Origin of the sequence: Roseibium sp. Sym1 (genome assembly GCF_027359675.1) — a bacterium.
Lineage (GTDB): Bacteria > Pseudomonadota > Alphaproteobacteria > Rhizobiales > Stappiaceae > Roseibium.
Genome location: NZ_CP114786.1, coordinates 3,140,669 through 3,153,307 on the forward strand (window position 1 = coordinate 3,140,669; position 12,639 = coordinate 3,153,307).

The following is a 12,639-nucleotide window of genomic DNA, read 5'->3' on the forward strand; positions in this document are numbered from 1 at the left end:
GGTGCGGTCCAACGTGAGCGTCGCCTCACCAGCCAACGGAGAATTCCGCAATGAAAAGCCAGAAGACCGCAGTCAGGTACGCGCTGCTTGCAGGCGCGGCTATGACCCTTGCCCTTGCCACAGGCGGCGCCTGGGCACAGGACAAGCCTGCCAGTCACGGCGATACGCCCGCTGCCGCTTACGAACCGAGCATGACGACCCTTGGAACCATCAAGGTCGAAATTCCGGGCCGCAAGGCGGGTGACCCCGTGATAACGGCCGAAGAGTTTCAAAAGGGATCCAAGATCTATTTCGAACGTTGCGCCGGTTGCCATGGCGTGCTGCGCAAGGGTGCCACCGGCAAACCGCTGACTCCGGACATCACCCGGGATCTCGGCTACGAGCACCTGAGAGACTTCATCACCTACGGATCGCCGGCCGGTATGCCCAACTGGGGCACCTCCGGAGAACTCTCTGAAGCCGATGTCGATCTCATGGCGCGTTACGTGCTGCTCGATCCGCCGGCTCCGCCCGAATTCGGCATGCCCGAAATGAAGGAAAGCTGGAAGGTTCTGGTGAAACCGGAAGACCGGCCGACCAAGCAGATGAACGACATCGACCTGGACAACCTGATGTCGGTCACATTGCGTGACAGCGGCCAGATCGCCCTGATCGACGCGGGTACATATGAAATCAAGGAAGTGATCGACACCGGTTACGCGGTGCATATCAGCCGGATCTCGGCTTCGGGACGCTATCTCTTCGTGATCGGCCGCGACGCCAAGGTCAACATGATCGACCTGTGGATGGAACACCCGGCAACCGTTGCCGAAATCAAGGTCGGTTCAGAGGCCCGCTCGATCGAAACCTCGAAGTTTAAAGGCTGGGAAGACAAGTATGCGATCGCCGGTTCCTACTGGCCGCCGCAATACGTGATCATGGATGGCGAAACGCTCGAGCCGAAGAAAATCGTCTCGACCCGCGGCAACATCTTTGACGAACAGACCTACCACCCCGAGCCCCGCGTCGCCTCCATCGTGGCTTCGCACTACAAGCCGGAGTTCATCGTCAACGTGAAGGAAACCGGCAAGATCCTGCTGGTCGACTACACGGACCTGAAGAACCTCAAGACCACCGAGATCGAGGCTGAACGTTTCCTGCATGACGGCGGATTCGACAGCACGAAGCGCTACTTCCTCGTGGCCGCCAATGCCCGCGGCAAGATCGCGATCGTGGACACCAAGGAAGACAAGCTTGTCGGCCTGGTGGAAACCGAGGGCCAGACACCGCATCCGGGACGTGGCGCCAACTTCGTGCACCCCGCATTCGGTCCGGTCTGGGCAACGTCGCACCTTGGCGATGACAGCGTGGCCCTGATCGGCACGGATCCGGAAGGACACCCGGACCAGGCCTGGAAACTGGTCGACAGTTTCTATGCCCTGGGTGGTGGTTCGCTGTTCATCAAGACCCATCCGAACTCGACCCACCTTTATGTCGACGCTCCGCTCAACCCGGAAGCCGAAATCTCCGGTTCGGTCGCCGTTTTCGATATCTCGAAACTGACGGACGATACCGACGCGGATCCGGAATACGTCACCCTTCCGATCGCGGAATGGGCCGGTATTCCCGAAGGCCAGCCGCGCGTCGTGCAGCCCGAGTTCAACCGGGATGGTACGGAAGTGTGGTTCTCGGTCTGGAACGGCAAGGAGCTTGAAAGCGCGATCGTCGTCGTCGACGACAAGACGCTGGAACTGAAGCAGGTGATCAAGGACGAGCGCCTGATCACGCCGACCGGCAAGTTCAACGTCTACAACACCCGCGCCGACGTCTACTGACGTTTCCTTCGGAGGGGCGGTCAACGCCCCTCCGTTTCCTTGCATTTTCCCATCGGCAGGAGTTCACGATGAAACAGCCAGGTAAAGTTTATCTGATTGGTGCGGGCCCCGGGGATCCGGAACTTCTGACCCTGAAGGCACTGCGCTTGCTTCAGGAGGCCGACTCGGTGGTTTATGACCGGCTGGTTTCGCCGGAAGTCATGGCGCTGGTTCCGGCCGACGCTGAAAAAATTCCGGTTGGAAAATCGCCGGACAACCATCCGGTACCTCAGGATCTCATCAACGAAATTCTTGTCGGTCTGGCCCTGGAGGGCAAGACTGTTGCCCGTTTGAAAGGCGGCGATCCGCTCATTTTCGGACGGGGATCCGAGGAAGCGGCGCAACTTGCCGCCGCGGGAGTCGCGGTGGAATATGTCCCCGGCATCACGGCTGCGCAGGGCGCCTCCGCGTCCAGCGGCGTTCCGCTCACCCACCGCGGCCTTGCGACCGGCGTGCGCTATGTGACCGGCCACCGGCAGGCCAATGGTGTCCTGGATCTCGACTGGAAGAGCCTGGCCAGCGAAGAGACCACCCTGGTCGTCTATATGGGTGTCGCCAATATCGGCCAGATCGCCATGCGCCTTGTTGCCGAAGGGTTCAGCGAGGCGACGCCGGTCATGGCGATAGCGAACGCCACGACACCACGTGAAAAAAGGCTGTTTTCCGAGCTTGGACAGGTCGCGCTGGATGTGCGCGATGCGGGCTTGAAGGCGCCGGTGCTGTTTGTGATCGGCGAGGTTGTCACCCTGAGCACGGAATGGCCGGCAAATGCCGTCGACATGCTGCTGGCTGGCGCGAGCCGGGAGACAGCCGGAAAGCTGGCCCATGCTTAAGCTGCTTCTGACCGTCGCCTTTTGCCTCCTGGCGATCACGAGCCTGGCCCTGGCCGCGGAAAGCAGCCCACCGCAGGTGCTGGTCAGTCTCGTTCATCAGGACTGCGGTTCCTGCCACGGCATGACGCTGAAGGGCGGGCTGGGGCCGGACATCAGGCCCGAGGCGCTTGCACATTATGACGTCGACACTCTGTCCACGGTGGTTCTGGACGGCATCCCGAAAACCGCCATGCCGCCCTGGCGCCCGCTGATCAGCGAGGCCGATGCCAGAAGAATTGCCGAATATCTGTTGAAGGGAGACATCAAATGAAGTGGCTATGCGGTGCCGTTCTGGCCGTCCTTCTGTCCGCCCCGGTTCAGGCGCAATCCGTTGTTGCGACCGGCGATCTCGGACTTGTCGTGGAACGTGCCACGGGCTCCCTGCTTCTTGTCGACCAGTCGGACCACGCCGTCCTGACACGCATCGAGGGTCTCGGTGACCTGTCCCATGCAAGCCTGGTCTATTCGCCGGACGAGCGATTTGCCTATGTCTTCGGCCGGGATGGCGGCCTGACCAAGGTCGACCTGGTGGAACAACGGATCGACCGCCGCATCGTCCAGGCCGGCAATGCCATCGGCGGCGCCATTTCAGATGACGGCACTCTGGTCGCCGTCTCCAATTACGAACCGGGTGGCGTCCGGATCTTCGATGCCGGCACGCTGCAACCGGTGGCGGACATCCCGACCGGGTCGAAGACCATCGGTCTCGTGGACGCGCCCGGCCGGCGCTTCGTGTTCACACTGTGGGATGCAGGTGAAACCTGGATCGCCGATCTTTCCGGCGGCACGCCGGACGTCACCAGGATCGAGGACATGGGGACCAATCCCTATGATGCGCTGATCACCGGCGACGGTCGTCTCTATATCACCGGCCTGTTCGGCGAGGACGGCCTGACGGCGCTCGATCTGTGGGATCCTGATCCAAAGCCCATCCGCGTTCTGCCCGAATACGGCCGCGGCGAAGAGGAATTGCCTGTCTACAAGATGCCGCACCTGGAAGGCTGGGCGAGGGCCGGCCGGGAATTCGTTCTTCCGGCCGTCGGGCATCACGAAGTGCTGTGGATCGACGGCGACACGCTTGCCGAAACCGGGCGGACCAAGACACATGGACAGCCGGTTTTCGCGATGGCGCGTCCGGACGGCCGTCATGTCTGGGTGAATTTCGCCCATCCGCTCAACGACACAATCCAGGTGATCGATACGCTGACCAAAAAGGTCGTGCACGAGTTCAAGCCGGGACCGGCCGTGCTGCACATGGAATTTACCGCCCGCGGACACGAGGTCTGGATCTCGGTACGCGATGCCGGGAAGGTGATGGTCTACGACACCAGGACTTTCGAAAAACGCGGCGAGATCGAGGCGGAGAGTCCCTCCGGCATTTTCTTCACCGCGCGGGCACACAGGACGGGGCTTTGAGCGATGCAGTCTCTCCTCGATCCCATCGACCTCGATCTCCTGGACAACTGGCAGCGGGAGCTGCCCCTGGTCAGCCGGCCCTTTGAGGAAATGGGGTCGCACACCGGCTGCGGCGAAGACATGGTGTTGCAGCGTCTGCAAAAGATGCTGGCAGAGGGGCGGATCAGCCGTGTCGGAGCGACTTGTGCACCCAACACGGTGTCGGCCAGCACGCTGGCCGCGCTGAGTGCTCCGGCTGAAGATCTCGAGGAGGTTGCCCGGATCGTCGGCAGCCAGCCGGGGATCAATCATTCCTACGAGCGGGAAAACCTCTGGAACCTCTGGTTCGTCGCGACGGGCCCCGACCGCGCATTCGTCGACCGGGTCCTGGACAGCATCCGGCGGGACACCGGCCTTCAGGTTCTCGACCTGCGGCTCGTACGTCCTTTCAACATCGACCTCGGATTCCGGCTTGACGGATCTTCGGACCGGCCACCTGTGCCCCGGCCGGTCCGCCTTGAGCGCCTGCAAGAGGGTGACAACGATATCTTGCAGGCGCTCACTTTTGGATTGCCGCTTTGCAGGCGGCCGTATCTCAGGATCGCGGACAGCCTGGGACGGACGGAGGAACAGGTCCTGTCCAGAATTGCGGATCTTCGGGAGGCCGGGATCATTTCGCGCTTCGGGGTCATTGTCCGGCACCGGGCTCTTGGCTGGCGCTCCAACGCCATGGTCGTTTGGGATATCGAGTCGAAGCGGATCGATGCCGCGGGCCCGGCCCTGGCGAAACTGCCCGGCATCACGCTTTGTTATGAACGCCGTCCCGTGGAAGGCGTCTGGCCCTATCGCCTTTACTGCATGATCCATGCCCGCAACCGGCAGACGGCCCTGGAGACCCTTCACAAGGCCTCCGGTCTGCCGGAGCTGGACGGCGTCCAGCGTGAAGTCCTGTTCTCGAGCCGCTGCTTCAAGCAGACCGGAGCCTTGATCTCAAGCCGGGGAGCTGCCGCATGACCTATGACCTGTCCGAGCTGGACCGTCGCCTGATCAACCGGCTTCAGGACGACCTGCCGCTGACGTCGCACCCGTTTGCCGTTCTCGCGGCGGAAATGGAGCTGAGCGAACAGGAGGTCGTGAACCGGGTCAGACGCCTGCGCGACGATGGGCTACTGACGCGGTTCGGGCCGTTTTTCGATGCCGAAGCGCTGGGCGGTGCCTTCTGCCTGTGCGCCATGGCCGTTCCGCAGGAGCGCTTCGAGGAGGTCTTAACCAAAGTCAATGCCCACCCGGAGGTTGCGCATAACTATGAAAGGGAACACCGGCTGAACATGTGGTTCGTGCTGGCGACGGAGAGCCGGGCGACGATTGCGTCGACAGCGGCCTCGATTGAACGCGAGACGGGCCTTGAGGTTCTGCTGTTTCCCAAGGAACGCGAGTTCTTCATAGGTTTTCGGGTGAACGCATGACCATGGATCCGACCGACCGAACCCTGATCGAGGCCACCCAGGCGGGGTTGCCTCTGGTGCCCGCGCCGTTCGCGGTTCTGGCCGAAACGCTCGGCATTTCCGAAGCGGAAGTGATCGACCGGCTGAAACATCTCAAGGACCGGGGCATTATCCGGCGCATCGGCGCGGCGCCGAACCATTACCGGCTCGGCATGACCGCAAACGGCATGACGGTCTGGGATGTCGACGACGGCCTAGTCGATGCACTCGGAGAACGGGTCGGTGCCCTGCCATTCGTCTCCCACAGCTACCGCCGGCCGAGGGCGTTGCCGGACTGGCCCTACAATCTCTTCGCCATGGTGCACGGTGCGAGCCGCGAGGAAGTCCAGGCCAAGCGCGCGGACATCGCCGCGCTTCTGGGGGAGGCCTGTCACGGTTCGGACATCCTTTTTTCCAAGCGCATCTTGAAGAAAACCGGCTTGCGTCTGCGCGCAAAGGAAGGTTGACCCATGTTTCGTCTGTCAGAATACATGCACCAGATCACGGATCCGACCCCGGTCCGGACCCGCAGGGGGACCGGAGCGGTGAAGCCGGTGGTCATCTGGAACCTGACCCGGCGCTGCAACCTGAAATGCCGCCACTGCTACACGGTCTCCGCCGATGTCGATTTCCCGGGCGAGTTGAGCCACGACCAGGCCATGCAAACGCTCGAGGATCTCGGCCGGTTCGGCATTCCCGCCCTGATCCTGTCCGGCGGCGAGCCTCTCGATCGCAAGGATGTCTTCGAGATCGCCGCAAGGGCCCGCAAGCTGGTCCGCATGCTGGCGTTGTCGACGAACGGCACGAAACTGCATGGCGACACCGCCGACCGGGTCGCGGAAATCGGCTTCGACTATGTCGGCATCTCGATCGACGGCATCGGCGCGACCAACGACTGGTTCCGGGGCGTTGAAGGCGCTTACGTCTCCGCCCTGCGCGGCGTGCGCGAATGCAAGGCCCGCGGCATCAAGGTGGGATTGCGCTTCACCCTGACCGAGGGCAACCACGAGTGCCTGCCGGACCTTCTGCGCCTGTGCGACGATGAAGGCGTCGACAAGTTCTACCTGTCGCATCTGGTCTACGCGGGCCGGGGGGACAAGCATCGCGGCGAGGATGCCGAGCACAGGCGTTCTCGCTGGGCGCTCGACCTGTTGCTCGACCGGGCCTGGCAGGGTGCCAGCGGCGGGCGGCCCCTCGATATCGTAACGGGCAACAATGACGCGGACGCGGTCTATTTCCTCAATTGGGTCCGTGAGGGTTTCGGTGACGCCACAGCCGACCACGTTCGCGAGCATCTGGCGGCCTGGGGCGGTAATTCCTCCGGTCTCGGTGTCGCCAATATTGACACTCTTGGCCGGGTTCATCCGGACACCTACTGGTCCGACTACACGATCGGCCGGGTTCAGGAGACCCCGTTTTCCGAATTGTGGACCGGCGCGGACCCGATGCTCGCGCAGCTCAGGACACGGCCACGGCCGCTCAAGGGCCGTTGCGGCGCCTGTGCCCTTCAGGACGTGTGCGGCGGCAATACGCGCATCCGGGCCCTGCAGCTGACCGGCGACCCCTGGGCGGAAGATCCCGCCTGTTATCTCTCCGACGCCGAGATCGGTCTCGACCATCCGGGCAGCGAGCGTCTTGTCGTCACTCCGTTCCGAGGAAAGCGCCATGATCCGGCTCATCGCTTCGCTTAGCGTGCTGTTGCTTCTGACGGCGTCCGCTTCGGCGGGACCGGCGGAGGACTATGCCGACAATTGCCGTGAGTGCCACGGTGAAAACCGGTTGGGCGGCATAGGTCCGGCCCTCATTCCGCAAACCCTCGGGCGCATGCGTGGCCCCAACCTGATCACGGTCATCCGCGACGGCCGCGAGGCGACACAGATGCCCGCGTTCGGGGAAGCGCTTTCCGCGGACCGGATCGAGGCGCTGTCGGCGTTCCTCAAGCAGCCGCTTGAGAGCGTTCCGCAATGGCGCGAAGACGACATCGAGGCAAGCCTTGTGCTCAACGAGGATTACCGGCCGGCCGAAACACCCCTTTGGGCGTCCGATCCCATGAACATCACCCTGGTGGTCGAAACCGGCGATCATCATGTCAGCGTTCTGGACGGAGATACGTTCGAGACGCTGGATCGCTTCGCCACGCCGTTCGCGGTTCATGGCGGGCCGAAATTCACGCCCGATGGCCGCTATGTCTTCATCATGTCCCGCGACGGCTGGGTTCAGAAATATGACCTATATGCGCTTGAGGAAGTTGGCCGGATCCGTGCGGGCCTGAACAGCCGGAACATCGCCATCAGCCATGACGGCAAGTGGCTTGCCGTGGCCAACTACCTGCCCATGTCCCTGACCATCCTGTCGACCGACGACCTGTCCGTCGCCAGGGTGATGGAGATCAGGGCGAAGGACGGAACGGCAAGCCGGGTTTCCGCTGTCTACCAGGCCCCGCACCGCAAGAGCTTCATTCTCGCGCTCAAGGATGCCCCGGAAATCTGGGAGGTTGCTACCGATCCGGATGCGGACCCTGTCTATGAGGGCTTCGTGCACAGCCGGGAAAAGGGCATGGTCGAAGCGCTTCCTTCTTCCGAAGGCCTGTTCGCCCGCCGGCGCATCGAGATCGCCGAGCCGCTGGACGATTTCTTTTTCGACGATGACTACCGGAACCTGGTTGGCGCCGCGCGCGACGGCAGTCGCGGTGTGGTGGTCAATCTTAATGTCGGCCGGGAAATCGCCGAACTTCCGCTCGAAGGCATGCCGCATCTGGGTTCGGGCATCAGCTGGGACCGGGACGGGCGCCGGGTGATGGCCACGCCGCATCTGAAGGAAGGCAAGCTTTCGATCATCGACACGAAGACCTGGGAACGGGTGGCCACGATCCGGACGGAAGGCCCCGGCTTTTTCCTCAGGAGCCACGAAAACACGCCCTATTTCTGGTCGGACGTCTTTTTTGGACCGAACAGGGACGCGATGCATGTCATCGACAAGCAGAGCCTTGAGATCGTCAAGACCCTGCGCCCCGTCGAAGGCGCAACGGTGGCCCATGTCGAGTTCACCAGGGATGGCCGTTACGCCGTCGTCTCCGTCTGGGAGGACGATGGCGCGGTGATCGTCTATGACGCCCGGACACTTGAAGAGGTCCGGCGCCTGCCCATGCGCAAACCCTCGGGGAAATACAATGTCTGGAACAAGATCACGTTCTCGGAAGGAACAAGCCATTGACGCGATCATCGTATCGCATGGACAGCCGTCGAACGCGCAGGCAGGTGAGGCGCATTTGCGCGCACTCGCCCAGAGGGTCCGCGAATTCCTTCCGGACTGGCAAATCCGCTCTGCCACGCTGGCCGCGCCCGGCCGTCTTGAACGTGCACTGGATGCGGCGGGGCCTGAACCGGTTGTTTTTCCGGTTTTCATGGCTGAGGGCTGGTTCACGAAAACCGCGCTTGCCGGCCGACTGAAAAAAACGGGCGCGCGGCAGTTGCCCGCCCTCGGCGTTCATCCCGACCTGCCCGCGCTGACGGCGCAGTTGCTGCAGACTGCGGCGGACCACGCGGGCTGGGGCGCACACGGGTATGAAGTCCTCCTGGCGGCGCATGGCTCCGCGACCGGCTCCGCCGCCGGGCGATGCTCCCTCGACTTCGCGGAGGCCCTGGCCTCGTGGCTGCCATCGGTCCGGATCGATGTCGGCTTCCTGGAGCAGGCACCGCACCTGGAGGATGTCGCGGGAGGCCGAGGCCTGCGCACCCTCGCACTGCCGTTTTTTGCGGGCACCGGCGGGCATGTCCGCGACGACGTTCCGCAGGCTCTCGACCGGGCGGATTTCAAGGGGTTGCGCATGGAGCCTCTGGGGAACGCCCACTTCGTCCCGGAATTGATCGCGCATGCTCTGGAACTTGCGGCACACAGGATGCTGGCGGCATGACCGATATCGAAAAAGGCTGGCCGATGCGCACGTTGTGGATCGTGCTTTATCCGTTCACCGCGGCCGCCGTCGCCATCAACCTGTTCATGCTCGGCCTGATGGGGCAGGCGCTCGGCCTGACGGCCCTGTCGCCGGTCTCGGCCATCTGGATCAGCATTCCCCTCGGTATTCCCGCAGCCTGGCTGGCCGCCAGATGGGTGCGGCGGCTGATGGATGAGGCCGACGGGACCGGAAAGTGAACGGAAGGACGTCTGATGAATGATAGGCACAGGTATCAAGCGATCCGCCGCCTCGCCGGGGGCGTTGCCATCGTGTTCGGACTGCTGACCGTCGTCTCCGGTGGCCTTGTGCTGTTCGGAGGTGAGCAAGCTCTTCAGCTTGCGGGGAACGTGGTCAGCTTCGTGCTCTGGTTCAATTTTCTTGCGGGGTTCGGTTACGTCCTTGCCGGCCTCGGCCTGCTTCGGCGCAAACGATGGGCCTATCGTGTTTTCCTCGCGCTCGTGACGGGCACCGTTGTGGTATTGTCGGCCTTTTCGCTGCATGTGCTGCAGGGCGGAGCATATGAAATCCGAACGGTCGTTGCCCTGGGATTCAGAACGGCGGTCCTGTTGTTACTCACCTGGATCGCCGCAATCGCCACGGCAAATCCCTGAATATTCCCCGGGGATGGCGGCCGGCCGGGCCGTTCGGTCCGGCAACCGCTTCTGTCCCGTCTTGCAAACACTCAGCTCTCGATCCAGCCGCAGGAGCCGTCATCGCGCACAACGAAGGCCCTGGCGGCGGAAAACCGGTCGAGGGCAGAGGCAAGACGGTGTTCCCCGCAGACCAGTGCCGCCGTTGACAGGCCGTCGGCGACAGCCGCGCTTTGCGCCAGCACACTTGCGCCGGCAAGGCCGCTGTCGACCGGCAGTCCCGTCACCGGGTCGAGAATGTGCGATCGGGTGCCTGCCTGATCGAAGGTCGTGCCTTGCCTTGCCGAACTGGCAACGGCGGCGCGGTCGAGGCGAATGTCGGTGCGTCCGTCCGGATGGTTCGGATCGGGACACAGCGTGACGGGCCAGCCGGTGTCACCACCCAAGGTTTCGCCCGGTGCCGCACCCCGTGCGGCAATCTCGCCGATGTCGACCACCATGTCACGGCAGCCATGCGCTGCCATGAAATCCGTGATCCTGTCGGTGACAAACCCTTGCGCAATGCCATTGAGGGTCATTGCCATGCCGGGCCTTGTAAAGCTGATTTCTTCCGGCTGAACCGAGACATGCCTGAAACCGCATGCCTGCCGCGCGGCCTCGAAATCCTCTGCCGGAGCACCGGCGGCCCGGCGGGCATAATGGTCCCAGAGCGGTTGAACCGTCGGGTCAAAGGCGCCGCCGGTGGCGGCCTGCATGCTCCGGCAGAGGCTCAGCAGGTCCAGCAGTTCCGGGGAAGGCGCCGGGAGCCGGCCATGAGCGTTCAGCCTGACCAGCTCGCTTTCGGGTCGGTACAGGCTGAAGATGGCCTCGAGCCTGCGGATTTCCGTCTCGATGCCTGCAAACAGGTCTTGCGCCTGCGCCGCATCATGATGCACCAGATTGATCTCCGCGCCTGCGCCAAGCGCAATGCCGCGCCAGCGATGCAGTCGGGCGGTGCCGAGAGCCTGTGCCGCTATCGTGGAGAGCGAGAGGCCCGGGACCGCGGCGGCACAAATTGTCAGGAAACGCCGACGGGTGAGCCGTCCCTGCTTTGAACTGGACTGTCTCATTGTCTGGCCTCTCCCTGTCCGGAGACGGGAAGCGGTTCCATTGCCGACATTTCGACGGATCCGAACACGTAGCTTTCGGGAATCTCCTTGAAACGCACCACGCTGCCGCCATTGTCGGCCGCGAAGGCCGTGGCCGCATCCGCATTGCCGAACGGGATCGCTTCGGGGGCGCCCATGCCACCGGTCATCGAGCTGCCTGTGACAAACCAGGCCGTGTCGGCGTCGATCCAGTTGTCGGCGCCGGGTTGGTCCCAGCTTTCCGCCTTGCCCATGTCGTTGACATAGATCGCGGCGATGTTTTTCGGTTCTTCAGGAGAAAGCGTGAAGGCGACCGCGTCCCTGACCTGCGTGAACCAGAAGGGATTGGGATTGCCCGTGAGATGGATCTGCGCCTTTGGACCGGTGTGTTCCAGGACGGTCATCTGGCAGTAATGCCCAGCCGCTTCCGGCGTCAGGTCGACGGCTGCCGGCTTCGCGATCTGAACCTCTTCCTGGCAGCCGGCCAGAACCGTGACGCAGAAGGCGGAGATGGCGATGGCCCAGGGTTTCATGGTGTTATCCTCCGGATGAGCAGGGCGGACCCGGTCAGGGCGATGCCGGCGAAACATATCAGCGACACGAGGGCCAGGGCCGGGTCGAAGGGAAGAGTGTCCGCCACGCCGGCCATTCCACCCACCAGGTCACTGGCGCCGAGTGCGGCCAGGTTGAACAGGCGGAAGGCATCGGCCGGATTGACCAGGACGGCATAGGGAAACACCCCGGAGGCGAAGACGCCGCTTGGATTGGCGACCAGCGCACCGAGAAGGGCAAGGTCGTAAAGGACCACCATCACGAGCCAGGCGGCTATGGACGCCGCGGCGGCTGTTCTCGACTGCCGGGTCAATGAACTCAGCACGTAACCGGTCGCCAGGAAACAGATTCCGAGAACAACGGATGTTCCGATCAGGCGGGCGAAGTCGAGGAGACCGGTCAGGGACCCGCCGCCCAGGAACAGCAGCAGTCCGGCGGTCAGCCCGTAGCCGGCAACGAGTGCGAATACCAGGACAAACGTGTGGCCAACGGCCTTGCCGATCAGGAATTCGGACCGTGAAATCGGGCAGGACAGCGTCATCAGCAGCGTTCCGCGTTCCATCTCGCCGCAAATCGCGTCGAAGGCGAGCAGCAATGCGATCAAGGGCACCAGATAGACGGACAGGCTCGCCAGCGAGGCGACGGTGATGGTCAGACGGTCGACGCCGAGCGTGCCGGCGGGGGCGGAGCCCAACAGCGCGAGCGCGAGCGAGAAAACCGCCAGGATGATGGCCGCGAGCAGGATCCACCTGTTGCGGATGCCGATGCGGATTTCCTGACCGGCGATCGTGAGAATTCTGGTGAGCATCGG

At 63.2% G+C, this 12,639-nt stretch carries 15 protein-coding genes; 12 read left to right on the forward strand and 3 right to left on the reverse strand.

Annotated elements, in window-relative coordinates:
* The first annotated feature begins 50 nt into the window (after nucleotides 1–50).
* The 12 genes from O6760_RS14255 to O6760_RS14310 all read left to right on the forward strand — a co-directional run bounded on the left by O6760_RS14255 (nucleotide 51) and on the right by O6760_RS14310 (nucleotide 10,170).
* Nucleotides 51–1,814: a nitrite reductase gene (locus O6760_RS14255; protein WP_269586024.1), complete on the forward strand. Its 1,764-nt coding sequence runs from the start codon at nucleotides 51–53 to the stop codon at nucleotides 1,812–1,814.
* Between the two features lie 68 nt (nucleotides 1,815–1,882).
* On the forward strand, nucleotides 1,883–2,686 hold the full coding sequence (gene cobA, locus O6760_RS14260) for a uroporphyrinogen-III C-methyltransferase (RefSeq protein ID WP_269586025.1): 804 nt from the start codon (nucleotides 1,883–1,885) through the stop codon (nucleotides 2,684–2,686).
* Nucleotides 2,679–2,996 (forward strand): c-type cytochrome, encoded by a 318-nt coding sequence (locus O6760_RS14265; protein ID WP_269586026.1) that lies wholly within the window; start codon nucleotides 2,679–2,681, stop codon nucleotides 2,994–2,996. Before cobA ends, O6760_RS14265 begins: the two co-directional genes overlap by 8 nt.
* A complete protein-coding gene (locus O6760_RS14270; protein WP_269586027.1) occupies nucleotides 2,993–4,141 on the forward strand; it encodes a cytochrome D1 domain-containing protein in 1,149 nt (382 codons plus the stop codon). Before O6760_RS14265 ends, O6760_RS14270 begins: the two co-directional genes overlap by 4 nt.
* Before the next feature lie 3 nt (nucleotides 4,142–4,144).
* The gene (gene ahbB, locus O6760_RS14275) at nucleotides 4,145–5,134 is read left to right on the forward strand and encodes a siroheme decarboxylase subunit beta (RefSeq protein ID WP_269586028.1); all 990 of its coding nucleotides are present in this window, start codon (nucleotides 4,145–4,147) and stop codon (nucleotides 5,132–5,134) included.
* Nucleotides 5,131–5,586: an Lrp/AsnC family transcriptional regulator gene (locus O6760_RS14280; RefSeq protein ID WP_269586029.1), complete on the forward strand. Its 456-nt coding sequence runs from the start codon at nucleotides 5,131–5,133 to the stop codon at nucleotides 5,584–5,586. Before ahbB (O6760_RS14275) ends, O6760_RS14280 begins: the two co-directional genes overlap by 4 nt.
* Complete coding sequence (ahbB, locus tag O6760_RS14285; protein ID WP_269586030.1) at nucleotides 5,583–6,071, forward strand: siroheme decarboxylase subunit beta; 489 nt, start codon at nucleotides 5,583–5,585, stop codon at nucleotides 6,069–6,071. Before O6760_RS14280 ends, ahbB (O6760_RS14285) begins: the two co-directional genes overlap by 4 nt.
* Before the next feature lie 3 nt (nucleotides 6,072–6,074).
* Nucleotides 6,075–7,295 carry a heme d1 biosynthesis radical SAM protein NirJ gene (gene nirJ, locus O6760_RS14290; protein WP_269586031.1) on the forward strand — a complete coding sequence of 407 codons (1,221 nt, stop codon included), beginning with the start codon at nucleotides 6,075–6,077 and terminating at the stop codon, nucleotides 7,293–7,295.
* Nucleotides 7,270–8,817, forward strand: a complete 1,548-nt coding sequence (locus O6760_RS14295) for a nitrite reductase (protein WP_269586032.1) — start codon at nucleotides 7,270–7,272, stop codon at nucleotides 8,815–8,817. Before nirJ ends, O6760_RS14295 begins: the two co-directional genes overlap by 26 nt.
* Nucleotides 8,774–9,517, forward strand: a complete 744-nt coding sequence (locus O6760_RS14300; RefSeq protein WP_269586033.1) for a sirohydrochlorin chelatase — start codon at nucleotides 8,774–8,776, stop codon at nucleotides 9,515–9,517. The genes O6760_RS14295 and O6760_RS14300 overlap by 44 nt, the downstream gene beginning before the upstream one ends.
* On the forward strand, nucleotides 9,514–9,756 hold the full coding sequence (locus tag O6760_RS14305) for a hypothetical protein (RefSeq protein ID WP_269586034.1): 243 nt from the start codon (nucleotides 9,514–9,516) through the stop codon (nucleotides 9,754–9,756). Before O6760_RS14300 ends, O6760_RS14305 begins: the two co-directional genes overlap by 4 nt.
* A gap of 15 nt (nucleotides 9,757–9,771) precedes the next feature.
* Nucleotides 9,772–10,170: a hypothetical protein gene (locus O6760_RS14310; RefSeq protein WP_269586035.1), complete on the forward strand. Its 399-nt coding sequence runs from the start codon at nucleotides 9,772–9,774 to the stop codon at nucleotides 10,168–10,170.
* Nucleotides 10,171–10,241: 71 nt separating this feature from the next.
* Here O6760_RS14310 and O6760_RS14315 read toward each other — a convergent pair whose 3' ends face one another.
* Genes O6760_RS14315 through O6760_RS14325 form a run of 3 tightly spaced genes read right to left on the reverse strand, consistent with a single transcriptional unit; the run spans nucleotide 10,242 to nucleotide 12,636 of the window.
* A complete protein-coding gene (locus tag O6760_RS14315) occupies nucleotides 10,242–11,258 on the reverse strand; it encodes an FAD:protein FMN transferase (protein ID WP_269586036.1) in 1,017 nt (338 codons plus the stop codon).
* The gene (locus O6760_RS14320) at nucleotides 11,255–11,809 is read right to left on the reverse strand and encodes a nitrous oxide reductase accessory protein NosL (RefSeq protein WP_269586037.1); all 555 of its coding nucleotides are present in this window, start codon (nucleotides 11,807–11,809) and stop codon (nucleotides 11,255–11,257) included. Before O6760_RS14320 ends, O6760_RS14315 begins: the two co-directional genes overlap by 4 nt.
* Nucleotides 11,806–12,636: an ABC transporter permease gene (locus O6760_RS14325; protein ID WP_269586038.1), complete on the reverse strand. Its 831-nt coding sequence runs from the start codon at nucleotides 12,634–12,636 to the stop codon at nucleotides 11,806–11,808. Before O6760_RS14325 ends, O6760_RS14320 begins: the two co-directional genes overlap by 4 nt.
* Nucleotides 12,637–12,639: the final 3 nt, after the last annotated feature.